A 26351-nucleotide genomic window follows, 5' to 3' on the forward strand; every position below is an offset into this window, starting at 1 on the left:
AGGACCAATATGGTCCTCTTTTTTATATTTTAAAATAGCAACTATTCTTCGCTGCTCATGACATCACTTAGCTCCAGCTCTTCATCCATAGTATTATCAACCGGTACGGAATCTTTTAATATGTTGAATTTTTCAACTCGTTCCATATCATCTTCTTCACCAGAGAAATAAGGGAATACATCCATAATTGGAGATTCTGATATAGAAGGTACAGAGTATTCTCCCATGGTATCTTTCATCACACTAATGGTATTGTCATAAGCTTCTTTAACGTCATTTGCCTGTATCAATAAATACATATTGGTTTTACGTTCTTTACCACTTTCTTCATCAAAAGCAATTAAAGATACTTTTGATTTAAACCAACGATCTGAATTTTCGAACGGATGAATTTCGGCAAAATTAGCCACCTTTATGTTCGTGATTTTAATTTCTTCGGTGTCACTTAAGTAAGCGGACATTTCTTCAGTAATTCTACTTTCTGCTTCTGTATAAGATATGGCATCGACCAAAAAAGGCTCTGTCTTTACCTTTAACATTCCTGAAGCTTCATCTAATTTTCTATATTTTATTTTACACTCGTACCAAGTTGCACTCATATTTTCCAGTTTTTTTGGGGTGCTAAATATACTTCTTAGTCATAGTTTGAAACACCAAAAAATGTAATAGATATTCACAATCTCAATTATAAAATTGTAGGTACCTAAAAATTAGATACTTATATAAAACTGAATATTGTAATTGTTTTTTGAAGAACTACATGTGCCTAAAACAATTCATCTTTAACCTTGTCATAATAAGAATCACTTACAGGTATAATAACATCAGAAAGTATTAAATCTCTACCCTTTAGTCCCGTTACGCTACTTTTATTGATGATATATGATCGATGAACCCTCATAAACATAGCACTCGGTAATTCTTGCTCTAGAGCCTTTAAACGTTGATTGCTTATGATTTTCTTATCAGCCATATAAAAGGTTACATACTCACTATCGCTGACGATGTACTGAATATCTTCATACTTTACCTTGTGCAAATCATAGCCCGATTTAATCGTAAATGCATCTGACTTTTCTACTATTTTATTGGTTTTCACCTTAGTTACCGCAGTAACAAAACGTTCGAAAGTTATGGGTTTTAAAAGGTAGTCCACGGCATTTAATTCATAGCCTTCTAATGCATATTGAGAGTATGCCGTGGTGAAAATTATCTTGGTATTGGAGTCGACCATTTTAGCAAAATCGGTTCCTTTTATCTCGGGCATTTGAATATCTAAAAACAAAAGATCAACTTGATGTTCTTTCATTAATTGTAATGCCTCTAACGGATTTTCAGCTTCGCCAACCAAATTTAAAAACCCTAATTTTTCAATATAAGTTTTCAGTAGCGCCCTAGCCAATTCTTCATCATCTACAACAATACAATTGATATTAGCCATTTAGTTCAAGTTTTAAATTTACCTTAAAAGCTTGCGAGGTTTCATTTATGGTCAATTGATGGCGATTAGGATATAATATCGCCAAACGCTTTTTTACATTCTCTATACCAATACCACCTACGTCGTCTTTTATTACTTTAAATTCTGGTTTACTATTCTCTAATTCAAAATCGATACTATTTTCGGTTGCATTAATTTTCAGATTGATAAAGGTGCCCGTTACTTTTTCAATATTACTGTGCTTTAAAGCATTTTCCAAAAAAGGAATCAATAACATAGGTACTATTTGAACATTTTGATTCTCAATTGAAAATGATGTCGTTATTGGGTATGTTTTACTACTCTTTAGTGAAAAAAGTTTTATGTAGTTCTCGATATAATCTATCTCTTTATAAAGAGGTACAATTTCTTGCTCGCACTCATATAACACATACCTGAGCATATCAGATAAATAACTAATGCTTTTTTGTGTTCGCCCTGAATCAATTGCAGAAAGGGCATAAATGTTATTCAGTGCATTAAATAGAAAATGAGGGTTAATCTGTGATTTCAACAGTTTTAACTCGGTCTGCAGTGCTTCATTTTTGTTGATGATTATTTCTTCTTCTTTACGTTTGGCAAATAAAAATATCTCTACCAATGTTGCAATTACATACGCTATTGCAATTAGTAATAAATTGATAAAAAAACGCGAAGGCGGTCTAGGATTTCCTAACAATGACTGACCATCTTCAAATCTAGGTCGAGGTCCCGGTCTAGCTCCAGGACCTGGCAACCTTCCCATTTCGCCCTCGATACCTGCCATAGAATCAGGTAATAATCTTGTTAAAATTAAGGTGATTACAAGAATTGTTACTATAGAGACTAAAGTAAATGCAACATACTTTTTTTTCAATAAAAGCTGTGGTATCGTATAGTATATTAGTATGGCAATGACCAATATTTGAAAGATTAACGCCATCCCATTCTCACCTGCAAACTGTAAATCACTACCACTAAATATCCATGCAGTTGCCCAGATAAGAAGCCATAAAGCTGCGTGAAATATAAAATTCTTATGTCTATTCATGACGCAAATAAAAGCATTAATATTTCAACCAACTACCGAAAACAAGGCGGTAAATAGGTCATAATAAAGTGCTGGTTGTTTGTTTACGGCCATTCACTTAAAAGTAAACGGCAATCACTTAATACGCTCATCTTGTATTGAAGATTCGTACATCTTTGCTAGCGAATTATTAATCATTAAAAATAAACATATGAAACGTAATACATTAAAAACAGGATTATTATTTGCGATGTTAGTTGCTTTTGGAACGGTAACCGTAAGTGCACAATCTAAAGGAGAAAGAAAAGAACCACCAACTATTACAGAGCTTTTAAAAGAACTGGATAAAGACGAAGACGGTCAGCTTTCAAAAGATGAAGTAAAAGGTCCTTTAAAAAATGATTTCGATAAAATTGATACTGATGAAGATGGATTTCTTACTAAAGAAGAATTAGAAAAGGCACCTAAACCAAAGGGAAGACCTAGAAACTAATTCAAATTAATCCTTAAAATTTAACACATGTGTTATAAAGATATGAAGTCTGTTTTTCCGATTGAAAAGCTATTATTTTTCTTATTTATTTCTGTTTTGATTGCCTGTAGCGATGATGACACTGTAACTAGTTCTAACGAGGATGAAGAAGAAATAGTTGAAGAGGAAGAAGTTAGCACTACTGTTGACGATACCGATTTTGAAGCTACAGATTGGACCACGGCAACTCATAGTAAAGATGCCGATCCAGATTTTGAAGAGGTATTTGAAGATAATGCCGTTAAACGCCTTGATATTGTTATTACAGAAGACCGTTGGAATAGTATGCTTGATAACATGACAGAACTTTATGGTTCTTTTGGTGCTTCTAGTCAAGGCGGACCTGGAGGTGGTGGCGGACCGGTTGGCGCTACAACAACCGATGAAGATCCGATTTTTGTTCCGGCAGAAGTATTCTATGAAGATAAAGAGTGGTATAGGGTAGGGGTTCGTTTTAAAGGTAATTCTAGCTTACAGTCTACTTGGCAATCTGGTAATTTGAAACTTTCACTTAAACTAGATTTTGATGAATTTGAAGATGATTATCCTCAAATTGATAATCAAAGGTTTTATGGCTTTAAAAAATTAAGCCTTAAAAATAATTACGATGATAAATCTATGCTTCGCGAAAAAGTGGCTGCAGATGTATTTCGTAGCGCTGGTTTAGCAGTTTCTAACACAGCATTTTACACGTTGTATGTTGATCATGGCGATGGACCTATTTATTTCGGACTGTACACACTCGTTGAAGAAGTTGACGATACTGTTATTGATGAACAATTTTCTGATGATGACGGCAACCTTTATAAGCCAGATGGTGATGCTGCAACCTTTGCTTCAGGTACATATGATGAAGATGAGTATGTTAAAAAGACTAATGAAGATGATGCCGATTTTTCTGATGTAGAAAGCCTATTGAATATTTTACATGATGCATCAAGAACAACAGATGCAGCAACTTGGAGGTCAAATTTAGATGCTGTACTCGACACAGATGTATATTTAAAGTATTTGGCTACCAATACAATCATTCAAAATTGGGATACCTATGGTAGAATGTCTCACAACTACTATCTATATGACAATCCGGATACAGGTAAATTAACGTGGATACCTTGGGACAATAACGAAGCTTTACAAGCTGGGAAACAACAAGGTGCTGCAGCGCTAGATTTTTCAAATATAACTGCATCTCAATGGCCACTAATATCATATTTGTATAGTGACGAGGTTTATCAAACCAAGTACGATGCATATGTTCAAGAAGTTATTGAAGGCGCGTTTAATGAAGCTACAATTCAAGCTTTATATTCTAACTATTCGACACTGGTTGAACCTTATGCAACTTCTGAAAACGCAGGTTATACATTTTTAAATTCTAGTGCAGATTTTCAAAATGCAATAAATGAACTTAATACACATGCTACTAGTAGAACAGCAGCAGTTAACAGTTATTTAAATAGATAATTTTTGTTGAAGTTAGCCCAAAGCTTCATGAGAAATCATGAAGCTTTTTTTTACAAATGAAGTCTATAAGACTTGTATTAAGATAACTGGTAATGGTATTATTCAGAAAAGTTAGAAATGAACTTATACGGTTAGAGAAGTTTAAAACTTATTTCATTTATGCACTTGGCGAAATAGTACTCATAGTACTAGGTCTTTTAATTGCTTGGAAAATTAATGACCTAAATGAAATTAGAAAAAACCGAATCGTAGAGGTAAAAATTTATAAAAGCTTAAGTCAAGAGCTAGACACGAATTTAATAGTTCTCGATAGTGCAATTGTAAGTTATACAAAGAGCATTCAAATGCAACATAATACTATAAATTATTTAGGCGATCAACCCCATGAATTAACCCAAGAAGCGAAGTCATTGATTGTCAATTTAAACTATGATAAAACCATTATAAGAAATGAAGCTATTAATTCAATAAATGTCACTAGTAAGTTTGAGTTTATTGAAAGTGAAACCCTTAAAGAGTTGATTGCCGCTTACCCTAATGACCTGGATAGCTTCAATAATCAACAAATTAAAATTGAGGCTGTTATTTCAGACCGGTTAAAGCCCCAAATAGAAAAATACATCTCTCTGATGGAGATCTTACCAACAAACACCTACAGCTATCAGCGTGTAAAAAACTACGGTATACAATCGAACTATCCAGATTTATTGGTGAGTAGAGAGTACCAAAACGGAGTAATAGATAGACTCTTACAGACTAAAAGTCAATTGGAAATAGCAAAAAACCTAAGAAGTAAAACTAAAACTATTGCCACGAAACTAAATCAAGAATTACACAGACCATAAATGCGTAGAATAAATTGAAAACCTAATTGTGCTTTTAGCTAAAAAACTGATTGAATTAAAACAAAAGTCGTTAACGGTAAATCATTAATCTGAAAGTTACTGGGTATTCGCTGAAAACTATGTCCTATTCACTGATTTGCACATTTTGGTGTGCGTTAAGTGCTTAGTATTGTATTGATTATAAATAGAAACTTAGCTCAAATTAAATATTATGAAAAAAAATAATTTAAAAAATGTACTCTCATTTCCCTTTGTTTTGGCATTGGCATTGATATCTGTAATCGCTTGTAGTAGTGACAGCGTAGATGATACTATTATCAGTGACGAATCTACTATAGAAGATGAAGAAGTAGTTACCGAATTACATGCTGCATATGCTGCATTTAATTCAGATGCCGTAACCGTTTATTTAGACGGCTCTGAAGTAGTTATCGAAACAACAGGTTTACCAAATCATGAAACAATTTATTGGGGTGAAGGTAATGCCTTGTATAGAGAAGAACCTGATGTTGACAAAACTCCAAGTATCATGTCTAGCAATAATAATGCGACAACGATTCGTATAGATGCAACTCCAAATTTAACAGGTAGCACCATTGAAACCGAATTAGGTACCATTGGTATCGCTGTAAGTGGTTCTTCATTATTTAATGATCAAGAAGGTGGTGGTCCTTTAGATGGTGCAGCAGGTAGTTTAGATTGGACGGGTGCTCATATTGGTCCTGGGGTTTATCACTATCATTTAGAGCCTGTAGCATTTTCAGATGATGATGAAAAATTAGTTGGTGTTTTATTAGATGGTGTTTTTATTTACGGTCGTAAGTGTAATTCTACAGGTGAATACCCAACTGATTTAGACGCTTCTGGCGGACATACTTCTACTACTCAGTATACTGATGGCGAAGAAGAATACCACTACCACATTATTAATGAATTGTATTCAACAACTGGTTCGTACTTAGCATTTGCAGGTCCTTACCAAGGATATTAAAATATGAAAAAGTTCCATTTCCATATCATTTATTTTATACTACTTTTTCAAGTCGGTTGTAAAAATACAGCTGAACCAGAAACTGTAGCCGAAGAAATTATAACGATAAAGGAAGAAACAAAATTTAAGGAAGAATTAGTCCTTAATCAACTTGAAGGAACTTGGTATTACAAAAACTCACCTTATGATGGTTATGCACTGACCTTACATGAAAATGGAACTTTAGCTGAGAAGGTGGGTTTTGTAAAAGGCAAAAGAGAGGGTGTTGCACAAAGATGGTCAGACACCGGTGTTTTACGAGTAAAATACCATTATAAAAATAATCGCTTAGAAGGTTCTTATAAAAGTTGGTGGGAGAATGGGCAGTTAGCGCAAGAAGCTACCTATGTTAATGGTAATATGGAGGGAGTAGAAAAAAAATGGTACTCAGATGGTCAATTGGCAAAAGAACGCCAGTTGATTAATGGAAAAGAAGAAGGTCTACAAAAAGCATGGTTGCAAAACGGAACCTTATACGTGAATTACGAGGCTAAAAACGGACGCATATTCGGATTAAAAAGAGCGAATTCTTGCTATCAATTAGAAGATGAAGTTGTTGTAAAATCAGAAAACGAATTATTATGAACAAGACAGTACTTTATATAGTTGCGATTCTAATGTTTACTGCTTGTAAACAAACGGTGAAAAAAGAAAACATAAAGGTTATAGAAAACAGTAGGGTAGAGTACTTGCCTTATTATAACGATGAATCTTTTACTCCGCATTGGATCACTCCTAATTCTGCAGAAGAGAAGCAATTTCACAAGATTCCCGATTTTAAGCTGGTTGATCAATTAGGTGATACATTGACGCAAAAGTCTTTTGATAATCAAATTTATATCACTGATTTCTTTTTTACGAGTTGCCCAGGTATTTGTTTGAAGATGACCAATAACATGACGAAAGTGCAAGAGGCGTTTTTAGATAATGATGAAGTTTCTATATTATCACATTCCGTAACTCCTTCAATAGATTCAGTTTCTGTTCTTAAAACATATGCTGAAAAGAACGGAGTTATAGATGCTAAATGGCATTTGGTTACAGGTGATAAAACTGAAATTTACAACTTAGGTAGAAACGAATATTTTGTAGAAAATGATTTAGGTATTCCTAAGGATATCAATGATTTTTTACACACAGAAAATTTTCTGTTGATTGATAAAAACAAGCACATAAGAGGTATTTATAATGGACTCAACCGAGCTTCGATAGCGCAATTGATTACAGATACTGAAACATTATTGAAAGAAATGTAATATCTACTAGCTTAGTTTTACGTTGAATACACTATATGATTGTATACCTAGTATTAGGTATATTAATGTTAAAAATTGCATTACAATCTATTAACAATCAATCCCCTATAAAAAAATACTTACTTTTATATGGCTTACAAAACATAATCCTCCGGTTTTTACGAGCAGTAACCTTGTAAAAAATACCAACATGCCCATATACATGGATAGACACGATGTGTCTCAAGGAGTAACCGCAGAGGATGTAGCAGATCTACATAATCAAGATTTAGTTGTTCAACATAAATATTGCTGTAAAGGTCTAAGCTATTGGTTCGACGAAGACCGTTCTACCGCATTTTGTTTAGTCGAAGCTCCAAATATGGAAGCGATTATAGAAATGCATACCAATTCACATGGTGATGTGCCTAACACTATAATTGAAGTCGATACTAGTATTGTCGAATCTTTTTTAGGACGCATTGAGGACCCATCCAAATCTCAAAAAAAAGAACTAAATATTGTCAATAATCCTGGTTTTCGAATTTTGGCTGTACTTAAATTTATGGATAGACAGTATTCAACTTCTCCGAAAAAAAGAGTACTAGAAAAAATAAAAAACATCATTGAAAAATATGCAGGTCGACTGATAGACAGTCATAAAGAATATTTGCTGATATCTTTTTCATCTACAACCAACGCACTACATGGTATTTTAGAATTGAAAAAGTATTATGTTCTAAATAAAAAAAGTGCAGAACAAATTCGTATTGGTATTGGTGCTGGCGTTCCCATTACCCAAAACCATGGTTTCTTTGAAGAAACGATTAAAACTGCCAAACGTTTAACTGATATTCAACATTCACACATTATTATAACTACTGAAGTTAAAGAGTTGTATGAAAGTGAAAATCAAAATAAAAAACTTGACCCTAATTTGTTTAAAACTTTACTTTTTCAAGAAGAAGAGTTTTTAAACGATGTTATGAATTATTTAGAAAGCGAATGGCAAAACCCCAATTTAGGTGTTGACGATTTTTGCTCTCATTTAGGGTTAAGTACTTCGCAACTTTATCGTAAAACCAAAAGTCTATTACAGACATCAACTAATAATTTAATTCAAAGTCATCGTTTAAATAAAGCGATTAAACTTCTACTAAAAAAGGACCGTAATATTTCTGAAGTAGCTTTTGAAACGGGTTTTAATAGTGCTGCGTATTTTACAAAATGTTTTCAAAAAAAATATAAAGTACTGCCATCTAATTACTTAAAGAGCATTTAAACATATTTTTTGTTCCTTTTTATACTGAACGAAATGTTATAGTGTTTGGTTGAAATGTAGAATTAACAATGAAAAAGCATGACTAGTTTTGGAATGTATAACCAAAACAAACAATGTCATGAAAAAAATCATCATCCTTATTTACGGTATTCTAGCTTACATCATTTTTCTATTCGCATTTCTATATGCAATTGGTTTCGTCAATAATTTATGGGTGCCAAAAAGTATAGATTCTGGTATTGAAATAAATTACATAAATGCGCTACTAATAAATATTGGTGTGCTCAGTGTTTTTGCTTTACAACATAGTATTATGGCAAGACCGTCTTTTAAAAAGTGGTGGATTAAAATAATTGGCAAGGCTGCGGAACGGAGCACCTATATTCTTTTATCAAGCTTGGCACTAATACTGATTTACTGGCAGTGGAAGCCTATGACCGCTGTGATATGGTCTGTTGATAATGTAATCTTAGCTACTATTGTTCAAGGTGTATTTTTTATGGGTTGGTTGATTGTTTTATTATCCACATTTATGATAAGCCATTTTGAACTTTTTGGTCTTACCCAGATTGTGGATAATCTAAAAAATAAGGTTACAAAAGAACCTTCATTTAGAGTAAATTATTTTTACGGATTGGTACGTCACCCTATAATGCTAGGATTCATAATCGCTTTTTGGGCTACACCAATTATGACCGTAGGTCACCTGTTATTTGCAGTAATAACAACTAGTTATATTCTAGTTGCCGTTAAATTCCTAGAAGAAAAGGATCTTAAAAAAGCATTAGGCAAAACCTATGAAGAGTACCAAAAAAAGGTTCCCATGATTATTCCTTTCACAAAATTTTCTAACAATAATACCATAGAGCCAAAAGGTGTGCAAAGTGGACTTTAATACCAATCTAAAAATTTAAATTATGAAAATAGAGACACAATCCTTTTTAAAAAAATTAGTTGACGACCTACACAACTTAATTAACTGTACTATAATAACACCTACAGACCAGGACTATAATATTTCGCGCAAGGTGTATAACGCTATGATAAATAAACATCCTGGCGGTATAGTCATGTGCAGTAATGTTACTGAAGTACAAACCGCTGTAAATTTTGCACGTAAAAATAATTTACTTGTTGCAATAAGAGGTGGCGGTCATAATGGGGGTGGATTAGGCTTATGTGATGATGGTATGGTCATTGACCTATCAGGTTTAAAATCAATCACCGTAAATGCAGAAAATAAAACCGTAAAAGTCGGCGGAGGTTGTATTTGGAACGAAGTAGATAATGCTACACATGAATATGGTTTGGCAATCCCTTCTGGTATGGTTTCAAGCACCGGTGTAGGCGGACTCACACTTGGTGGAGGTGTGGGTTATCTTTCTCGAAAATATGGCTTAACCATTGATAATCTTTTAGAAGCTGAAATGGTTTTGGCAGATGGATCAATTGTAATAACTAATAAGGATGAACACTCTGATCTATTTTGGGCTATTCGTGGTGGGGGTGGCAATTTCGGAGTAGTAACAGAATTTACTTTTCAAGCACATCATCAAAAAATGGTGTATGGCGGGCCAACATTATGGCCTATAGAACAGACCGAGGAAATTATGGCTTGGTTCGATAGTTTTATTAGAACGGCACCAGATGATATTAATGGTTTTATAGCCACCATGATAATTCCTGAATCTCCATTTCCTGAACATCTACACAACAAGAAGTTTTGTGCCATTGTATGGTGTTATACTGGTGACATGGATAATATAAAAGAAACTTTTGCGCCGGTTTTAGATAAAAATCCGCTGTTTGCCCATATGGGCGAAATGCCTTATCCAGCGTTGCAAGCTATGTTCGATGGTTTGTTTCCTACAGGAATGCAGTGGTATTGGAAAGCTGATTTCTTCAAATCTTTAACTCCTGAAATAAGTGCCCAACATTTAAAATTTGGATCTAAAATACCTACTCCTTTATCACAAATGCATTTATACCCCATTTCTGGCGCAGCAAGCAGAGTGGGAGCTACAGATACGCCTTGGGCATATCGTGACGCTGAGTATTGTGGCGTATATGTTGGTGTTGACCCTGACCCCAAAAATGCCGATAAAATTACCAATTGGTGTAAAGATTATTACAACGCACTACACCCATACTCTGCTGGCGGAGCGTATTCCAACTTTATGATGGATGAAGGTCAAGAGCGAATTAAAGCAAGCTATAAACAGAATTATGAGCGACTAACCAAAATAAAATATCAATATGACCCAAATAATTTTTTTAGAGTAAATCAGAACATCGCTCCTAAAGCGTAACTTATAGCTATATAAAATAATGATTATTAATAAGATAATCTATTACGTTGCCATTTCTATTGACGGATTTATCTGTGGATTGAATGATGATATTAGCGGTTTTGTAGGTGAGGGTAGTGGTGTTACAAAATACTTGTCTGATCTAAAAGAATTTGAAACCACTATCATGGGTAAAGACACTTATGAATTTGGATACGCCTACGGATTAAAACCTGGTCAGCCAGCATATGCACATATGCAACACTATATTTTCTCTAAGTCTTTACAGTTTGATACCATAAGCGATCAGGTGCATATAATTGCTGATTATAGTTTGGGTAAAATAAGAGAGTTGAAACTAAACTCAACTACAGATATCTACTTATGCGGAGGTGGAATTTTCGCCGGATGGCTATTTGACAATCAATTGATCGATATCATTAAAGTAAAAATTAATCCCTTAGTATTAGGTGAAGGCGTACGATTATTTGGGGAATCTAAACAAGGACATCAACTAGAACTTAACTTAACGGAAGCTTATGATGGCGGATTGGTATTTAACACCTATTCCGTTAACTATAATATGAAATAGTCCTAAAAGAAAAAGTCCAGAAAATCAATTGATTTTCTGGACTTTTAACTAATAACCAAACTTAAACTTTTACTTTAAAGCAGCTAATAATTTCTCTGCTACTAATTCAGATGATGCAGGGTTTTGACCTGTAATTAAATTACCATCTTGAATTGCGTATGCTGCCCAATCTTCTTTTTTAGAATAGATTCCGCCATTTTCTTGTAACATATCTTCTACTAAGAAAGGAACAACTTCTGTCAACTGAACAGCTGCTTCTTCACTATTTGTGAATCCAGTAACTTTTTTACCTTTAACTAATGGCTGACCATCAGTTCCTTTAACTCCTTTCAAAGCTGCAGGTGCGTGACATACAAATGCAACTGGTTTCGCTTGCTCATTGAATGTTTCAATCAATTTAATTGATGTTGCATCGTTAGCTAAATCCCATAACGGTCCGTGACCACCTGGGTAGAATACGGCATCAAAATCAGAAGCATTTACATCAGCTAATTTTTTAGTGTTGTTGATAACACTTTGCGCATCTTTATCATCCTTATAACGCTTTGTATCTTTTGTTTGAGCATCTTCAGTATCACTACTTGGGTCAATTGGTGCTTGACCGCCTTTTGGTGTCGCTACTGTAATTTCAGCACCTTTATCCAATAATGCGTAATACGGAGCTGCAAACTCTTCAATCCAAAACCCTGTTTTCTTTCCTGTGTCTCCTAATTGATTGTGGGACGTTAATACGAATAATATTTTCATTTTATTTTTGTTTTTAAGTTATTGATTTATAGCAAGTCTTGTATTTAGACTTTAACTATCATTTTTCCTTTATTCTTACCATCCATCATATCTAAGAACGCTTGTGGCGTATGTTCAAAGCCTTCAACGACAGTTTCTTTATACTTTAATTTACCTTCACCTAACCAAGTTGCTAGTTGCTTCATAGCTACTGGGAATTTATCTGCGTAGTTGGAAACAATAAATCCTTGCATTAAAGCACTATTCTTAACCAAGAACGGTTGTACAGCCACTGCCATCGGAATTTCCGTTTTGTTGTACACAGAAATTGCACCACAGATGATAATACGTGCAAACTGATTGATATTAAATAGAACAGCGTCAGATATTGGTCCGCCTACATTATCAAAATATATATCTACGCCATTAGGGGCTGCCTCTTTTATAGCAGCTTGCATATCTTTTGTAGTTTTATAATTGATACCATAATCAAATCCGAATTCAGATTTTATCATATCAACTTTTTCATCTGAGCCTGCAATACCGATAACATTCAAACCAAGAATTTTACCAATCTGACCTACAACACTACCAACGGCGCCTGCAGCACCAGATACTACTAAAGTTTCACCTTTCTTAGGATTCCCGATTTCGTTTAGACCTAAAAATGCCGTTAAGCCCGTCATACCAACGATACCTAAATAAGCACTTAGTGGCGCTTTGCTTTTATCTATTTTCTGCAAGCCTTCACCCGTAGAAACCTGCTTTTCTTTCCATTGTAATAATCCTGATACAAAATCACCTTTCTTAAAACCTTCGTTGTTAGATTCTATAACTTCTGCAACAATTCCAGAACTTATCGGCTCCCCTAATTTAAAAGGAGGAACATAAGATTTGGCATCGTTCATACGACCTCTTAAATAGGGGTCAACAGAAATATATTTGGCTTCTAACAATAGTTGACCATCAGATATACTAGGATTTATATCAGATTCAACAAACTCAAAGTCAGAAAGAGTAGGAGTACCCACCGGACGTTTTTTTAAATTAATGGACTTATTCATAAGTTATTATTTAAATTCTATGCTAATTTATAGTCTAAGAAATATGTGATAATTAGTGCATTCACTAGTATACTTTTATATTATAAATTGCAAACTTATAATCTGTGTTTCTTAGACACTTCAAAGATATTACAAAAAAAGAATGAACATTCATTTTTTAACAAAGGTTTATAAAACGAATTACTTTTTTGCATTAAAAAAAGCATCTGTAAAGATGCTTTTTAGTTCTTATTATAATTTATTTCTTTATAGTAATGGCTTTCACATTCACAAATTCTTTCATTCCGAATCCGCCATGTTCTCTTCCGTAACCTGAGTCTTTAACACCACCAAATGGCATCATCGGATTTGCTAATCCGAAGGAATTTATAAATACCATTCCCGTATCAAAATGCTTTTCTGCCAATTCAATTGCCTTATCAACATCTCTAGAAAAAATTCCGCCGCCTAATCCGAATCTACTATCATTAGCGATACGCATTGCATCTTCATTGTCCTTTGCCTTAATTAACGAAGCAACTGGTCCGAATAACTCATCATCATATGCTGGTTGACCTGGCGTTACATTACCTAAAACCGTGGCAGGGTAGAAGTAGCCCTCACCATCAGGGATTTTTCCGCCACATAAAATTTCAGCACCTTTATCAACACTTTCTTCAAGCTGTTCGTGAATCTTTTTTCTTAAATCTTCACGCGCCATTGGTCCTAATTCGGTTTCCTCTTTTTTAGGATCACCCACTTTTAAAGCATCCATTGCTTTAACAAATTTCTCTTTAAACTCGTCATACACCTTTTCGGTAGCTACAAATCTTTTAGCCGCGATACAGGTTTCTCCATTATTATAGATTCGCCCCATAACACTTTTTTCTATTGCCAAATCAATATCTGCATCATCAAGCACCAAATAGGCATCATTGCTACCCAATTCTAATACTGTCTTTTTTAGTTGTGCACCGGCTAGTTCTCCGATTTTTTCACCTGCAACCGGACTACCAGTTAAGGTAACACCTCTAATTAATTTGTGTTCTATAATCGCATTAGACTGCTCATGGTCAATAACCATTACATTAAATAAATTCTCTGGTAAACCAGCGGTATCAAAAATGGATTTCAATAATTTTGCCGTACCCGTAACGTTAGATGCATGCTTTAATAAAATACTATTACCAGCCATTAGGTTTACAATAGTATATCGCAATACTTGATAACTTGGGTAGTTCCAAGGTTGAATACCATAAATTATTCCCATGGGTGAATAGGTGATTATTCCTCTTCCGCCATCTGATAATTTTCTTTCTTCATTCTTTAAAAATTCTGGAGCGTTCTCTGCAGAATAATTACAAATTGAAGTACATAGGTCAACTTCGTGTTCGCTTTGCGATAAAAGTTTACCCATTTCGTCGGTCATTAACTCTGCTAGTTCTTTTTTATAATTCTGAAGCTCTTTACCTATAGATTTAATAATCTCGCCGCGTTCTTCAATAGATTTCATTTTCCATTTCAAAAATGCTTTCTGAGAGTTTTGAATGCTTTCTTCTACCTGTTCATCTGTCATGTAGGTGTGTGAAGCTATTTCTTTACCTGTTGTTGGGTTAATTGTTTTGAATGTATCTTGTTTTGTTGTCGTAGACATATCTTGTGTTTTAAGTTAATTTTACTGTTGCTCGCTTGGTACCAAATAGACATCGTTGATATTGACACGTTTTGGTTGAGTTAATACGTAGTAGATAGAATTTGCAATGTCTTCTGCCTCTAAGGTTTCCATTTTTTGCATTTCTTTCATTTTGTCCTTAATATCTTCATCGCTAATCGTACTTGTCAAATTGGTAGCAACGGCACCAGGTTCTATTGACGTAATATTAATTCCGTATTTAGGTGCCAATTCTTGACGTAGCCCTTCTGAAAACATTTTTACTGCCGATTTGGTAGCGCAATACACAGCCCCACCAGGAAAATACCTGTTCGCAGCCATGGATGAAATATTAATAATATTACCGCCCTTATTTTCTTTTAATTCTGGTAATACAGCCGCTACACCATTTAATACACCTTTTATATTAACATCTACCATCTTATCCCATTCATCTGTCTTCAACTTTTCTACAAATGAAAGCGGCATTAAGCCTGCATTGTTTATTAATCCTGATATTTTACCATATTCGCGTTTCGTTTTAGAAACTACATTTTCGAAATCAGCTTTCTTAGTTACATCACCGGCTACTGCTAATGCTTCTCCGCCCTTTTTAGTAATATCAGATTTTAAATCGTTTAGCTCATCTTCGCTTCTCGCCATCAAAACTACTTTTGCTCCGTTTTCTGCCAATTTTATTGCTGTAGCTTTACCGATACCACTAGATGCTCCTGTTATAATTAGTACTTTATCTTCTAAATTCATTGTGTCTTATTTTGATTTGAAGGCAATTTACTGGGTGTGACTAGATTCTTTTAGCTAGATTAAATGAAGAATTGACGGATATGGAAATGAGCTAAGAATGAAACTTTACGAGTCAAAAAAGTGACCCTGACTATATCGAATGAAAGCCGATTTAGAAATTATAGATTTATTAAGACCATTACTTATTTAAATGCCATTAATTTGATGCCTTAATTCTTTTTCAAGAAAAAGACGGAGTTATGATGACAAATAAAATGATCGGCATAGTTGGCGGAGTAGGTAGCTATGCCGGTATCGATTTAATTAAGAAAGTGTACGACTTAACCGAAGCTACATCTGACCAAGACCATTTGCCTGTTTCTATGCTATCGGTGCCTCATAAAATTATTGACCGTACCAAATACCTTTTAGGTGAAACAGAAATTAATCCTGGTATTGCGATATCTGAAATTATAGCTTCTTTAATTGCCAGTGGTTCTAGTATTATAGGTATACCCTGTAACACTGCACATGCCAAGCCGATTTTAAGTTTAATTGAAAAAAGCATACCAGAATCATGTGTTTTAGTAAACCTTATTGAAGAAGTAGGATTATACATTTCTGAAAAGCATCCTGAAATTACTAGAGTAGGTGTACTGGGCACAACAGGTACTATTCTTGCGAAAGTTTACCCCGAAGTACTTGCTAAATATAATATTGAAGTGATTCAACCATCCGAAGATATTCAAGTTTTATTTGTGCATCCGTCTATTTACGATACCAGCTATGGTATTAAAGCTTTTTCAAATCCTGTAAATCAAAAAGCAAGAGAAAACCTAAGCATGGCAGCAACCTATTTGTCTAGAAAAGGCGCCCAAGCCGTTATATTAGGTTGCACAGAAATTCCGTTAGCCATTCAATACGAAAAAATTGAAGACAGTTTAATTATCGATGCAACCACAGTATTAGCACGAGCACTGATCAGGGAATCTAAAAAAATGGAAATGACTGCTTAGGCACTTGCCGTTGGTGAGCAAGATGCTCTTTTCAATAACATGTATTCTCCCTTTATTTTAAAATCACGAATAGACGAACCTGTATAACGTTTAAAGGTTTTTGAAAGATGACTTACATCGGTAAAACCTAAATCATCTGCAATTTGGGTTAATGTGTAATCTGAGTTTAGAAGACGAATTTCTACAAGCTTCAACTTTGCTTTAATGATGTATTCTCGCAAAGACATGCTCACTTGCTTTTTAAAATATTCACTCACATATGTAGGCGACATCATAAAAACATCAGCTAAATTTTCAACTTTCAGTAATTCGGTTTTGTCAATATTTGTGTTGATATAAGTCAGCATATTAGTAATTCTATCATCAGAATTGTTCTTTGGTAATTCAAAGTAGGTGCTCTTTTTAATATTGCGAATTAAAATCTCTAAAATACTGGTCATTAAACTAGTAACCAGGTTTATAGATTCTTCACCATAATTTCTAGATTCTTGAAGAATCATGCCAATAAGGTTTTCGAGATAATTTCGATCCAGTTCATTTTTAATGATATCTCCTGGTAATTGGTTGTAATTAGATAAGATATACGAAGCTTCCTTAAACCATTCGTTTCTATCAATGGTTATTCTGTTCGCATTCTTAAAAAACGAATCGGTAAATTTTAGAAATACAAATCTGGTAGGTTTTTCTATAGTAAAAGAATGACATTTCAAAGGTGGTAACAAAAACATGCTATTCTTCTCATAAGTATAGTCATTATAGTTTATGCATTGTGTGCCTTCTCCATCTTTAATTAAAACCAGTTCAAAAAAATTGTTTTTAACGGGACGTTGTTTCCAATCTGTCAACTCAATTTCTTGTATTTCAAAAGGTTTGTAGGCTTCTAATACTTGCATTTACAGAATTATTAAAGGATATATCAGCTAAAATAGGTCAAATCTGTATTCACTATCAAAATTTAACCTTTATTTATACAATTATCACCCATATAATTACCTATGGTTTTGCGGTAAAGCAAGTATCTTTGTGTTGGCTTAAAAAACATAAAGCTTATTTACTCATGGATATATTTAATCAAACCAATTTATTTTCAACAAAAGAAGTCTGTAAAACAGTATATGATTTACCAGGAGCAGATGTTACGTTGTTCGAAAATTTTTTCAATATAGAAGAAAGTAATAAGCTGTATAAGAGTTTATTAGAAAACACACCTTGGCAACAAGAGCAAATTATCATTCACGGCAAACTGGTAGATTATCCTAGGTTAACCGCTTGGTATGGCGACATTAGTAAAGACATTCAATACACCAATACCAAAAGTAAAATGCATTTGTGGAACGACGATTTACTTTTTATTAAAAATCGGATAGAGCAGGAGGTAGACGTCAAATTCTCACGTTGTCTTCTTAACTATTACAGAGACGGAAAAGACAGTGTAGATTGGCATCAAGATTATAAAGGCGATCAACGTAAAAATACTGTAATTGCTTCGGTAACTTATGGAGCAACAAGACCTTTTCAGTTAAAACACGTATCTCGTAAAGATTTAAAACGTGTAGATATTCCTTTAGCAAATGGCAGTCTATTGTTGATGCAAGGTGCTACCCAAGAAAATTGGAAGCATAAAATTCCGAAAACGTCAAAACCAATATCGCCTAGAATTAACCTAACCTTTAGGTGGATTACATAGTCTTTCGTTCATCAATCTTTATATTTATACACCAATTGTAGAATCTATTTGAAATATCTTATGAAAAAATCATATTTAACCCTTGTAGTAAACGTTGTAGTAAAAGAGGAATTTAGAGAAGAAATAAAATCAGAATTGCTGAAACTAGTAGGTCCTACTAGAGGCGAAGAAGGCAATATTGCTTACGATTTGCATCAAGATAACGAGAATCCCAATTTATTTTTATTCCACGAAAAATGGGTAAATCAAGCGTATTTAGACAAACATTCTCAAAGTAGCCATATAGCGGTGTATAGAGTAGCATCCAAAGACAAATTAGAAAATTTAAGTGCTTATAAAATGACTGAGTTAACTGCTTAGTTTGTATTTATAAAGGTTTGCTATATAATTCAAGTATTTAAAACCTTAGTTTTTACTTGTTATAATTACGTATTAGGAAAATTTTAAGATTTATCCCTTAAAAAACCTCTATTTATACCAACATCACCTCTTTTTGTACTCAAATTTGGCGGTATCACCTATTTATCTTTGTTCTATAATATTCAATCAACATAGTAAAAAGATAAAAATGAATTTAAACGATACATTAAACTGGAGATACACTACAAAGGAATACGACATCACTAAGAAAATATGTGATGCAGATATGGCTGAAGTCAAAAACTTGTTGAGAATGAGCCCTTCAAGTGTAAATCTTCAACCTTGGCACTTTATAGTTGCCGAAACTACAGAAGGTAAGGCACGTATTGCAAAAGGAACACAAGGCTTTTTTAGTTTCAATGAGCCAAAAATAACTAATGCTTCTGCTGTTGTATTGTTTTGTTCAAAGATTGATGCAGATGACGCATACTACCAGCATATTGCAGATACTGAAGATAAAGACGGAAGATTCCCTAATGAAGATATTAAAAACGGATTTCTAGGCGCTGTTAAAGCTTTTACAGGTATTCATAAATACGATTTAAAGGATTTACAACACTGGATGGAAAAGCAGGTATACCTTAACATTGGTAGCTTTTTGTTAGGTGTTGCTAGTTTAGGTTTGGATGCAACACCAATGGAAGGTATTGATGTAAAGGCATTAGATGAAGAATTCGGATTAAGAGAAAAAGGATACACGTCATTAGTAGCTGTGTCTTTAGGATACAGAGCGCAATCCGATTTTAATTCTACCGAAAAAACACCAAAATCAAGATTAGCTGAAAGTGAAATTTTCACATTACTATAATTTCAAAATTTACAATTCAGATGAAAGCAATAGGATATAAAGAGAATCTACCGATTGATAATATAAAATCGCTACAAGACATCACTTTAGATACGCCAAAAGCAACTGGAAGAGATATTCTAGTAGAAGTGAAAGCGATTTCAGTAAACCCTGTAGATTACAAAGTACGTGCCAATATGCCTGTAGAAGGTGATGATTGGAAAGTAATCGGTTGGGATGCAACGGGAATTGTAACTGCTATTGGAGAAGATGTTACGCTATTTAAAGTGGGTGACGAGGTTTGGTATGCAGGTGATTTAACACGTCAAGGTAGTAATGCAGAATATCAAGTTGTAGATGAGCGTATTGTGGGTAAAAAACCTGCAAGTTTATCATTTGCTGAAGCTGCTGCTTTACCATTAACTACACTTACAGCTTATGAAATGTTGTTTCACAGATTACAAGTTTCTAAAGATGATGCCAACAAATCTATTTTAGTAATTGGTGCTGCTGGTGGTGTAGGTTCAATTTTGGTGCAATTGGCTAAAAAGCTGACAAAACTGCATATTATTGGTACCGCTTCTCGCGAAGAAACTACCGATTGGTTAAAAGAGTTAGGTGCAGATACGGTTATCAATCATAGACATAAACTCAATGATGAGTTTGAAAAATATAACCTACCAGCTCCCGAATATGTGGTGAGTTTAAACGCTACCGAACATCATGTAGATGAAATTGTAAAACTGATTAAACCTCAAGGTAAATTCGGATTTATTGATGACCCAAAAGTGATGAATGTGATGCCTTTTAAAGGGAAAGCAGTTTCTACGCATATCGAGTTAATGTTCACACGTTCTATGTTTCAGACAGATGATATGATAGAACAGCATAACATTTTAAACGAGGTTTCTGAATTAATTGATAACGGAACCGTTAGAACCACTTTGGGCGAAAACTTTGGAACTATAAATGCCGAAAACTTAAGAAAAGCACATGCTTTTTTAGAAACTGGTAAAGCAAAAGGTAAAATTGTTTTAGAAGGATTTTAGGCTCAATGAGTCAAATAAATTAAGTAAAATGAAAAACACATTAGCAGCATTAGCTGTGACAGCATTATTTGCCAGTTACACAGCAAATGCACAAGTAAATACGATAGATTCTATAGCCACTTCGAAAGTGCAACATTTCAATTTTGATGAAATGGAATCGGAAACTATTGGTGAAGGAATTAAACGCAAGTGGTTTCACGGTCAAAAAGGACAAATGACGATTTTCAATTTAGAAAAAGACGCGCATATTCCTTGGCACAAACACCCAAACGAGCAGATAACATACATAATGTCTGGTAAGGTTAAAATCAAGACTATTATTGATGGTAAAGAGGAATTTGTAGAAGTTGGAGCAGGAGAAGTGATTGTTTTTCCTGAAAATGTACCTCACGAATTTTGGGCATTAGAAGAAACTGTAGATTTAGATGTTCACGTTCCTGTTCGTGAAGATTGGTTGTCTAAAGAGCTACCAGATTATTTAAAAAAGACAGAAAAACAAGATTAATACTATTTATAAAACTTTAAAATGAAAAAAAGTATCTTAATCGCATTGGCATTAGTCGCAGGCTTTTATGCAAATGCACAGACACCAACTACAGATGCTGCAAAATCTATAAATGAAGTAGTAACCGCAGACAACGTAGAATGGGGATGGTTAAATCCGTTACGAGGCGATAAAAGTCCGGCTGCAGGAAAACTTTGGGGAGATCGTACCAAAAACGGACCAGCAGGATTTTTAGTAAAATTCAACAAAGGATTTTCTTCGCCACCACACATTCACAATATTACCTATCGTGGAGTAGTAATTCAAGGTTTATTACATAATGATGATGAACAAGCAGCAAAACAATGGTTGCCAGCAGGTTCTTATTGGCAACAACCAGCAGGAGAAGCACACATAACTGCTGCAGATGGTCAAGAAAATATGGCTTTTTTAGATATTCAAGAAGGACCGTATTTAGTAAAACCAACTTCAGAAGCTTTTGATAATGGAGAGCGTCCAGTAAATGTAGATAAATCGAATTTGGTTTGGTTAAATGCTAACGATATTGAATGGGTTTCTGCAAAGAGTAATGTTGAAACTGCTTTTTTATGGGGAAGCCACGAAAAAAATCAATTGCGTGCAACGCTTTTAAGATTACCAGCAGGTTTTAAAGGTAAAATTAAAAATTTGAGTCCAAATTTTAGAGCAGTTGTTATTTCTGGAGGATTAACACACCAGTTTTCTAAAAAAGGTGCAGTAAACCAATTAGATGCGCCATCTTATTTTGGTGCAGAAGAAAATGCAACTTCAATAATTTCAGCAGAAAAAGAAACTGTGCTTTATATTAGAAGCAACGGAGATTTTGAAGTGAATATTTAAATTATTTAGGTTGACGTATTTCGATTATCAACCTAATACAAACTTAGTTTTTAGATGACTTGAGCTAATAGATGTAGAAATTTTTAAGGTTTTCGTAATTAGTAAAACAAATCTTACAGATTTAAAATTAGGAACTAAAAGTATTAATAATTATTGTAAATGAGCTATTTACAGATTATGAACAGCTAGTAAAAATCAATTTCTATGCTTAATTTGTCGGGGAAGTTTAAAAATTAAATTAAAAATAAAGGAAAATGAAAACAAACATCGGAATTACAGAAGAAAACAGAGAAAAAGTTGCTGAACATTTATCTAAAATTTTGGCAGATGAATATGTAATTTACACTAAGACATTAAGAGCGCATTGGAATTTAGAAGGTATTGATTTTCATACCAAACATGTATTTTTTGAAGACCATTACAATGCTATAAAAGAATTTACTGATGGGGTAGCAGAACGTATTCGTAAAATTGGTCATTATGCTCCAGCTACTTTAAAGCAATTTTTACAACTTACACATCTTTCCGAAGAAATAGAAGGTGACAATTCTAGTTTAAACTACATGAAAGTCTTGTTACAAGACCACGATACCATCATTGTAGAAATTAGAAAAATTATACCTACTATTGAAGATGATTTAAATGATGTAGGTACAGCAGATTTTCTTACGGGTTTATTACAAGAACATGAAGAAATGGCTTGGATGTTACGTGCTAGTGTAAGTTAAACTTCACTGGTAATTTTCAACTTCTTATTTAAATTTTTAATACCAAAAAGCCATGCAGCAAGAATCTTGTAGTCATATCAATGCTATTTCAGAATTAAAAACGGCTACCAAGCATGTGTGTGAAGAATGTGTAAAACTCGGCGATGGTTGGGTTCATTTAAGAACATGTCAAGAATGTGGCGTAACGCTTTGTTGTGACGACTCTAAAAATAAGCATGCTACTGCACATAATCATACTACGGGTCACCCGGTAATTAGTTCTGCAGAACCTAATGAACGGTGGCTTTGGTGTTATGCAGATAAAGCTTTTGTAACCTACTAAACCAAACTAAATATGATAGATGCCAGATTCCCTGAACTCACCAATCAACAAGTAGAAAAGTTGAAAGGTTATGGTATTGTAGAGAATTTTGAAATTCCTACTACGATACTAGATTATGGTGATAAGAGATATGATTTTTTTGTTGTTTTAGAAGGAGGTATTAAAATTATTGACCCAGAGAAGGACAAGGGCAATGTTACCATTCATGGTAGGCATCAATTTTCAGGGTCTAGTAGTATTCTTTCTCACCGAGCTATTGGAGTACGTGGAGAAACATTAAAAAACACTCAAGTAATACGCATAAAGCCAGACCAGTTAAAAAAAGCTATTTCAAAGTTTAGTGATATTAGCGATTTACTTTTAAACGCATTTTTATTGCGCGAAGAAAGTTTAAAAAACAGTATACAAGGGGTCAAGTTAATAGGTTCGGAACATTCTAATGAAACGTATGCTATTCGCGATTTCATGGACAAAAATGACATTCTATATACTTTTGTCGATTCGGATAAAGATGATGGACTTAAAAGTATATTAGAAGCTTTTGACTTGAAAGAATCAGATTTACCTGTTATGATTAATAGTCAGAATGAGATTTCTATTCGTCCTTCTATTGATGAAATAGGGGAGTGTTCTGGTGTTCGATTAAAGTTAGATGATGAAATTTATGATGTATTGGTGATTGGTGCGGGACCAGCAGGTTTAGCTGCCAGTGTGTATGCTTCATCTGAAGGATTAAAAGTATTGACCATTGATAGTAATTCTCCTGGAGGACAAGCTGGTAAGAGTTCTAAAATTGAAAACTACCTCGGGTTTCCTACGGGAATTTCCGGTAGAGATTTAGCGAATAACGGCTACATACAAGCACAAAAATTTGGGTGTACCATTTCGGTACCGCATAGGGTTGAAAGTATTCAAAAAAATGCAGGTCTTTATGAGGTAAATGCAAGCAATACATCAACTTTAAAGGCACGTACAGTTATTGCTGCAACAGGTGCGGCATATAGAAGATTGCCATTAGATGGTATAGAAAAATATGAAGGTGCAGGTATTTATTATAGCGCAACTTCTATGCATGCCAATATGTGTAAAAACAGTGAAATTGGTATTGTGGGCGGAGGAAATTCCGCAGGACAAGCGGCATTATTCTTGGCAAATTACGCACATAAAGTCTATATAATTATTAGAAAAGAAGATATAGGTGCAAAAATGAGCGACTATTTGGTTCAGCGAATTATTGCTTGTGAAAACATTGAAGTATTGACCAATAGCAACGTGGTCAAAGTAGATGGTGATACCTATTTAGAAAAAGTTGACATCAAACAAAAAGACACTCTTGTACCTAATGAAATAAGCTATCTTTTTACTTTTGTTGGTGCAAAACCATGTACAGAATGGCTAGATAATATTATTGATACTGATGCGAAAGGTTTTGTACATACGGGACTCACCATTTGCGATAATGCTTTAAATAGCGAATCAGAATTTAGCCAGAGAAAACCATACACTTTTGAAACCAGTTTACCAGGATTATTTGCAGTTGGTGATGTACGCTCGGGTTCTGTAAAGCGTGTAGCATCAGCCGTTGGAGAAGGCTCTATTGTGGTAAGCGATATTCATAAGTTTCTGGCGCAAGATAAATTTGCTACTACCACCAATTAAACCATCTATGCAATATGGCGCGTACTATCATAGAAAATATTGTAATTGCGAAATACGAAGAACAAACTTTTTTTGAGTTTTGTAAATACACGACCATTCGTTTTTTCGAAATTGTATATTTTGAAAAGGGAACAGGAACGATTAAGATCAATGGCAAAACCGTACCCTACGCTGCAAATAGTGTTTTTGTTTTTATACCTGATGATATTTATATCGTGAACCCTGATTCCGCGACGACTACTGTGGCTATAAAATTCTTAAAAAGCTTCTTTAGAAATACATCGGCTCAGAACGAAACACTGCCCGTTAACAATTGGTTTCGAAAAATTGAAGAAATATTAAATAGCGAAAGTCATCAGCTTCGCGAAATGCAATTTGAAACTGAATCAGATAGGTCGCATCTGGTATCTTTAATTAATATGGTTGCCACTGAATATATGAGAGAGCAGACCTTTGATATTTTTATCATTCAAAACTCTGTATCGGTTATTCTACATCTTATTGCGAGAAATATTCAGTTTATCAATACTGCCGACACTGTAAAGGAGGTTAAATCATCTAAGATTCAGCAAATCATAAATTTTATTCACGCTAATATTTATAATTCCGAATTGCTAACTACCAAAAGTCTGGCAGAGGAGTTTCATATGGCAGATAATTATATGAGTGAATACTTTAAAAAGCATACCGATGTCTCTTTAAAGAAATACATTATCAACTATAAATTAAAACTTGTTGAAACCCGATTAAAATATACCGACTTACAGTTTTCGGAAATCGCAATAGAGCTTGGCTTTACGGATAGCAGTCACTTAAACAAAACCTTCCAAAGTTATAAAGGAATGACGATTGGGGCTTTTAAGGCTAGTATTTCAGCTTAGAGAAATTAAATACCGTCAAAAATTCCTGATACGAATTCTCCAACGCCTTCTAGTAAACCATCAAACACATCCCCAAAATCTAACCAAGAAGCATCTATATCCAAGTCCGGTATATCGGTCCAGTCAGTTACCGTAGAAACTGATAATCCGCTTAGCATTTCTGTTTTCATAGCTACATAATCACAAACCTCCCCTGTTTTTTCATGGTACAAATCAAAGTCTGTATGTGATGAGAAAATACTCAATGCCCAACAAGACCAATCCACATAATCATACCATTTACTGTTTCTGTGCGCTTTTTTCACTTCTTCGGGCGTATAGTATTTCTTCTTACCGTTATCCTTTACTAGTATTTCACCTATATCAGAAATGAATTCTCTTTTATTCTGTGGTGCGGATTCGCAAGATGTTCTCATAGAAATTTTGATTATAAAGCTGATTAAATTAGTTACTTAAACTTGAAAAAATACCATTTACCTCTTTTTTTACCAAAAGCACTTTGTTTTTTACCCATT

At 34.1% G+C, this 26351-nt stretch carries 30 protein-coding genes; 21 read left to right on the forward strand and 9 right to left on the reverse strand.

Features of this window, described 5'->3' with window-relative positions; translation table 11 throughout:
• Nucleotides 1–41: 41 nt before the first annotated feature.
• From CLV90_RS11475 to CLV90_RS11485, 3 genes are all read right to left on the reverse strand, one after another.
• Nucleotides 42–599, reverse strand: coding sequence for a DUF4494 domain-containing protein (locus CLV90_RS11475; protein ID WP_133687614.1), 558 nt, complete (start codon nt 597–599; stop codon nt 42–44).
• Between the two features lie 167 nt (nt 600–766).
• Entirely contained in the window at nt 767–1441 is a 675-nt protein-coding gene (locus CLV90_RS11480; RefSeq protein ID WP_133687615.1) for a LytR/AlgR family response regulator transcription factor, read from the reverse strand.
• A complete protein-coding gene (locus tag CLV90_RS11485; RefSeq protein WP_133687616.1) occupies nt 1434–2510 on the reverse strand; it encodes a sensor histidine kinase in 1077 nt (358 codons plus the stop codon). The genes CLV90_RS11480 and CLV90_RS11485 overlap by 8 nt, the downstream gene beginning before the upstream one ends.
• 190 nt (nt 2511–2700) lie before the next feature.
• On the opposite strand from CLV90_RS11485, the gene CLV90_RS11490 reads away from it, so the two are divergent.
• The 10 genes from CLV90_RS11490 (at nt 2701) to CLV90_RS11535 (ending at nt 11760) form a co-directional block, all read left to right on the forward strand.
• Nucleotides 2701–2982 (forward strand): CREC-EF hand family protein, encoded by a 282-nt coding sequence (locus CLV90_RS11490; RefSeq protein WP_133687617.1) that lies wholly within the window; start codon nt 2701–2703, stop codon nt 2980–2982.
• A gap of 27 nt (nt 2983–3009) precedes the next feature.
• Complete coding sequence (locus CLV90_RS11495; RefSeq protein WP_243835393.1) at nt 3010–4488, forward strand: CotH kinase family protein; 1479 nt, start codon at nt 3010–3012, stop codon at nt 4486–4488.
• Between the two features lie 92 nt (nt 4489–4580).
• Entirely contained in the window at nt 4581–5333 is a 753-nt protein-coding gene (locus tag CLV90_RS11500) for a hypothetical protein (protein WP_133687618.1), read from the forward strand.
• A gap of 211 nt (nt 5334–5544) precedes the next feature.
• On the forward strand, nt 5545–6324 hold the full coding sequence (locus tag CLV90_RS11505; RefSeq protein WP_133687619.1) for a YHYH protein: 780 nt from the start codon (nt 5545–5547) through the stop codon (nt 6322–6324).
• A 3-nt stretch (nt 6325–6327) separates the two neighbouring features.
• Nucleotides 6328–6948: a toxin-antitoxin system YwqK family antitoxin gene (locus CLV90_RS11510; RefSeq protein WP_133687620.1), complete on the forward strand. Its 621-nt coding sequence runs from the start codon at nt 6328–6330 to the stop codon at nt 6946–6948.
• On the forward strand, nt 6945–7619 hold the full coding sequence (locus CLV90_RS11515; protein WP_133687621.1) for an SCO family protein: 675 nt from the start codon (nt 6945–6947) through the stop codon (nt 7617–7619). The genes CLV90_RS11510 and CLV90_RS11515 overlap by 4 nt, the downstream gene beginning before the upstream one ends.
• 202 nt (nt 7620–7821) lie before the next feature.
• Entirely contained in the window at nt 7822–8880 is a 1059-nt protein-coding gene (locus tag CLV90_RS11520) for a nickel-binding protein (protein ID WP_243835395.1), read from the forward strand.
• Between the two features lie 118 nt (nt 8881–8998).
• On the forward strand, nt 8999–9775 hold the full coding sequence (mddA, locus tag CLV90_RS11525; protein WP_133687623.1) for a methanethiol S-methyltransferase: 777 nt from the start codon (nt 8999–9001) through the stop codon (nt 9773–9775).
• Between the two features lie 22 nt (nt 9776–9797).
• Nucleotides 9798–11189 (forward strand): FAD-binding oxidoreductase, encoded by a 1392-nt coding sequence (locus CLV90_RS11530; RefSeq protein ID WP_133687624.1) that lies wholly within the window; start codon nt 9798–9800, stop codon nt 11187–11189.
• Between the two features lie 19 nt (nt 11190–11208).
• Complete coding sequence (locus tag CLV90_RS11535; protein WP_243835397.1) at nt 11209–11760, forward strand: dihydrofolate reductase family protein; 552 nt, start codon at nt 11209–11211, stop codon at nt 11758–11760.
• A gap of 69 nt (nt 11761–11829) precedes the next feature.
• Here CLV90_RS11535 and CLV90_RS11540 read toward each other — a convergent pair whose 3' ends face one another.
• The 4 genes from CLV90_RS11540 to CLV90_RS11555 all read right to left on the reverse strand — a co-directional run bounded on the left by CLV90_RS11540 (nt 11830) and on the right by CLV90_RS11555 (nt 15945).
• Nucleotides 11830–12507 carry a type 1 glutamine amidotransferase domain-containing protein gene (locus CLV90_RS11540; RefSeq protein ID WP_133687625.1) on the reverse strand — a complete coding sequence of 226 codons (678 nt, stop codon included), beginning with the start codon at nt 12505–12507 and terminating at the stop codon, nt 11830–11832.
• A 44-nt stretch (nt 12508–12551) separates the two neighbouring features.
• Nucleotides 12552–13550, reverse strand: a complete 999-nt coding sequence (locus CLV90_RS11545; RefSeq protein WP_133687626.1) for an NADP-dependent oxidoreductase — start codon at nt 13548–13550, stop codon at nt 12552–12554.
• Between the two features lie 238 nt (nt 13551–13788).
• Nucleotides 13789–15183 carry an NAD-dependent succinate-semialdehyde dehydrogenase gene (locus tag CLV90_RS11550; RefSeq protein WP_133687627.1) on the reverse strand — a complete coding sequence of 465 codons (1395 nt, stop codon included), beginning with the start codon at nt 15181–15183 and terminating at the stop codon, nt 13789–13791.
• A gap of 21 nt (nt 15184–15204) precedes the next feature.
• Complete coding sequence (locus CLV90_RS11555; protein ID WP_133687628.1) at nt 15205–15945, reverse strand: SDR family oxidoreductase; 741 nt, start codon at nt 15943–15945, stop codon at nt 15205–15207.
• 239 nt (nt 15946–16184) lie between these two features.
• Here CLV90_RS11555 and CLV90_RS11560 point away from each other — a divergent pair, with 239 nt between their 5' ends.
• Entirely contained in the window at nt 16185–16940 is a 756-nt protein-coding gene (locus CLV90_RS11560) for an aspartate/glutamate racemase family protein (protein WP_243835399.1), read from the forward strand.
• Here the strand turns inward: CLV90_RS11560 and CLV90_RS11565 are convergent.
• Entirely contained in the window at nt 16937–17833 is an 897-nt protein-coding gene (locus CLV90_RS11565) for an AraC family transcriptional regulator (protein WP_133687629.1), read from the reverse strand. The genes CLV90_RS11560 and CLV90_RS11565 overlap by 4 nt on opposite strands.
• A gap of 164 nt (nt 17834–17997) precedes the next feature.
• On the opposite strand from CLV90_RS11565, the gene CLV90_RS11570 reads away from it, so the two are divergent.
• The 10 genes from CLV90_RS11570 to CLV90_RS11615 all read left to right on the forward strand — a co-directional run bounded on the left by CLV90_RS11570 (nt 17998) and on the right by CLV90_RS11615 (nt 25836).
• Complete coding sequence (locus CLV90_RS11570) at nt 17998–18627, forward strand: alpha-ketoglutarate-dependent dioxygenase AlkB family protein (protein ID WP_133687630.1); 630 nt, start codon at nt 17998–18000, stop codon at nt 18625–18627.
• Nucleotides 18628–18687: 60 nt separating this feature from the next.
• Complete coding sequence (locus CLV90_RS11575) at nt 18688–18987, forward strand: putative quinol monooxygenase (protein WP_133687631.1); 300 nt, start codon at nt 18688–18690, stop codon at nt 18985–18987.
• A 208-nt stretch (nt 18988–19195) separates the two neighbouring features.
• Nucleotides 19196–19855, forward strand: coding sequence for an oxygen-insensitive NAD(P)H nitroreductase (gene nfsB, locus CLV90_RS11580; RefSeq protein WP_133687632.1), 660 nt, complete (start codon nt 19196–19198; stop codon nt 19853–19855).
• A gap of 20 nt (nt 19856–19875) precedes the next feature.
• The gene (locus CLV90_RS11585; protein WP_133687633.1) at nt 19876–20883 is read left to right on the forward strand and encodes a zinc-binding alcohol dehydrogenase family protein; all 1008 of its coding nucleotides are present in this window, start codon (nt 19876–19878) and stop codon (nt 20881–20883) included.
• A gap of 28 nt (nt 20884–20911) precedes the next feature.
• A complete protein-coding gene (locus CLV90_RS11590) occupies nt 20912–21388 on the forward strand; it encodes a cupin domain-containing protein (protein WP_133687634.1) in 477 nt (158 codons plus the stop codon).
• Nucleotides 21389–21409: 21 nt separating this feature from the next.
• Entirely contained in the window at nt 21410–22246 is an 837-nt protein-coding gene (locus tag CLV90_RS11595; RefSeq protein WP_133687635.1) for a DUF4437 domain-containing protein, read from the forward strand.
• A gap of 254 nt (nt 22247–22500) precedes the next feature.
• Nucleotides 22501–22974, forward strand: a complete 474-nt coding sequence (locus tag CLV90_RS11600; RefSeq protein WP_133687636.1) for a Dps family protein — start codon at nt 22501–22503, stop codon at nt 22972–22974.
• A gap of 52 nt (nt 22975–23026) precedes the next feature.
• Entirely contained in the window at nt 23027–23296 is a 270-nt protein-coding gene (locus CLV90_RS11605) for a UBP-type zinc finger domain-containing protein (protein ID WP_133687637.1), read from the forward strand.
• 12 nt (nt 23297–23308) lie between these two features.
• The gene (locus CLV90_RS11610) at nt 23309–24955 is read left to right on the forward strand and encodes an FAD-dependent oxidoreductase (RefSeq protein ID WP_133687638.1); all 1647 of its coding nucleotides are present in this window, start codon (nt 23309–23311) and stop codon (nt 24953–24955) included.
• A gap of 14 nt (nt 24956–24969) precedes the next feature.
• Nucleotides 24970–25836 (forward strand): AraC family transcriptional regulator, encoded by an 867-nt coding sequence (locus CLV90_RS11615; RefSeq protein ID WP_133687639.1) that lies wholly within the window; start codon nt 24970–24972, stop codon nt 25834–25836.
• 5 nt (nt 25837–25841) lie between these two features.
• Here CLV90_RS11615 and CLV90_RS11620 read toward each other — a convergent pair whose 3' ends face one another.
• Nucleotides 25842–26252: a hypothetical protein gene (locus tag CLV90_RS11620; RefSeq protein WP_133687640.1), complete on the reverse strand. Its 411-nt coding sequence runs from the start codon at nt 26250–26252 to the stop codon at nt 25842–25844.
• Nucleotides 26253–26351 lie beyond the last annotated feature (99 nt).

This window comes from Maribacter spongiicola (assembly GCF_004364165.1).
In the GTDB taxonomy this organism is placed as follows: domain Bacteria; phylum Bacteroidota; class Bacteroidia; order Flavobacteriales; family Flavobacteriaceae; genus Maribacter; species Maribacter spongiicola.

Excerpts from the sequence above, each read along its gene's own strand:
- CLV90_RS11565 (WP_133687629.1), bottom strand. The coding sequence starts at position 17,833 with ATGCAAGTATTAGAAGCCTACAAACCTTTTGAAATACAAGAAATTGAG.
- CLV90_RS11610 (WP_133687638.1), top strand. The coding sequence starts at position 23,309 with ATGATAGATGCCAGATTCCCTGAACTCACCAATCAACAAGTAGAAAAG.
- CLV90_RS11550 (WP_133687627.1), bottom strand. The coding sequence starts at position 15,183 with ATGTCTACGACAACAAAACAAGATACATTCAAAACAATTAACCCAACA.
- CLV90_RS11490 (WP_133687617.1), top strand. The coding sequence starts at position 2,701 with ATGAAACGTAATACATTAAAAACAGGATTATTATTTGCGATGTTAGTT.
- CLV90_RS11540 (WP_133687625.1), bottom strand. The coding sequence starts at position 12,507 with ATGAAAATATTATTCGTATTAACGTCCCACAATCAATTAGGAGACACA.
- CLV90_RS11530 (WP_133687624.1), top strand. The coding sequence starts at position 9,798 with ATGAAAATAGAGACACAATCCTTTTTAAAAAAATTAGTTGACGACCTA.
- CLV90_RS11515 (WP_133687621.1), top strand. The coding sequence starts at position 6,945 with ATGAACAAGACAGTACTTTATATAGTTGCGATTCTAATGTTTACTGCT.
- CLV90_RS11475 (WP_133687614.1), bottom strand. The coding sequence starts at position 599 with ATGAGTGCAACTTGGTACGAGTGTAAAATAAAATATAGAAAATTAGAT.
- nfsB (WP_133687632.1), top strand. The coding sequence starts at position 19,196 with ATGAATTTAAACGATACATTAAACTGGAGATACACTACAAAGGAATAC.
- CLV90_RS11485 (WP_133687616.1), bottom strand. The coding sequence starts at position 2,510 with ATGAATAGACATAAGAATTTTATATTTCACGCAGCTTTATGGCTTCTT.
- CLV90_RS11510 (WP_133687620.1), top strand. The coding sequence starts at position 6,328 with ATGAAAAAGTTCCATTTCCATATCATTTATTTTATACTACTTTTTCAA.
- CLV90_RS11595 (WP_133687635.1), top strand. The coding sequence starts at position 21,410 with ATGAAAAAAAGTATCTTAATCGCATTGGCATTAGTCGCAGGCTTTTAT.
- mddA (WP_133687623.1), top strand. The coding sequence starts at position 8,999 with ATGAAAAAAATCATCATCCTTATTTACGGTATTCTAGCTTACATCATT.
- CLV90_RS11605 (WP_133687637.1), top strand. The coding sequence starts at position 23,027 with ATGCAGCAAGAATCTTGTAGTCATATCAATGCTATTTCAGAATTAAAA.
- CLV90_RS11560 (WP_243835399.1), top strand. The coding sequence starts at position 16,185 with ATGATGACAAATAAAATGATCGGCATAGTTGGCGGAGTAGGTAGCTAT.
- CLV90_RS11600 (WP_133687636.1), top strand. The coding sequence starts at position 22,501 with ATGAAAACAAACATCGGAATTACAGAAGAAAACAGAGAAAAAGTTGCT.
- CLV90_RS11535 (WP_243835397.1), top strand. The coding sequence starts at position 11,209 with ATGATTATTAATAAGATAATCTATTACGTTGCCATTTCTATTGACGGA.
- CLV90_RS11520 (WP_243835395.1), top strand. The coding sequence starts at position 7,822 with ATGGATAGACACGATGTGTCTCAAGGAGTAACCGCAGAGGATGTAGCA.
- CLV90_RS11495 (WP_243835393.1), top strand. The coding sequence starts at position 3,010 with ATGTGTTATAAAGATATGAAGTCTGTTTTTCCGATTGAAAAGCTATTA.
- CLV90_RS11570 (WP_133687630.1), top strand. The coding sequence starts at position 17,998 with ATGGATATATTTAATCAAACCAATTTATTTTCAACAAAAGAAGTCTGT.
- CLV90_RS11615 (WP_133687639.1), top strand. The coding sequence starts at position 24,970 with ATGGCGCGTACTATCATAGAAAATATTGTAATTGCGAAATACGAAGAA.
- CLV90_RS11545 (WP_133687626.1), bottom strand. The coding sequence starts at position 13,550 with ATGAATAAGTCCATTAATTTAAAAAAACGTCCGGTGGGTACTCCTACT.
- CLV90_RS11590 (WP_133687634.1), top strand. The coding sequence starts at position 20,912 with ATGAAAAACACATTAGCAGCATTAGCTGTGACAGCATTATTTGCCAGT.
- CLV90_RS11585 (WP_133687633.1), top strand. The coding sequence starts at position 19,876 with ATGAAAGCAATAGGATATAAAGAGAATCTACCGATTGATAATATAAAA.
- CLV90_RS11555 (WP_133687628.1), bottom strand. The coding sequence starts at position 15,945 with ATGAATTTAGAAGATAAAGTACTAATTATAACAGGAGCATCTAGTGGT.
- CLV90_RS11575 (WP_133687631.1), top strand. The coding sequence starts at position 18,688 with ATGAAAAAATCATATTTAACCCTTGTAGTAAACGTTGTAGTAAAAGAG.
- CLV90_RS11500 (WP_133687618.1), top strand. The coding sequence starts at position 4,581 with ATGGTATTATTCAGAAAAGTTAGAAATGAACTTATACGGTTAGAGAAG.
- CLV90_RS11620 (WP_133687640.1), bottom strand. The coding sequence starts at position 26,252 with ATGAGAACATCTTGCGAATCCGCACCACAGAATAAAAGAGAATTCATT.
- CLV90_RS11505 (WP_133687619.1), top strand. The coding sequence starts at position 5,545 with ATGAAAAAAAATAATTTAAAAAATGTACTCTCATTTCCCTTTGTTTTG.
- CLV90_RS11480 (WP_133687615.1), bottom strand. The coding sequence starts at position 1,441 with ATGGCTAATATCAATTGTATTGTTGTAGATGATGAAGAATTGGCTAGG.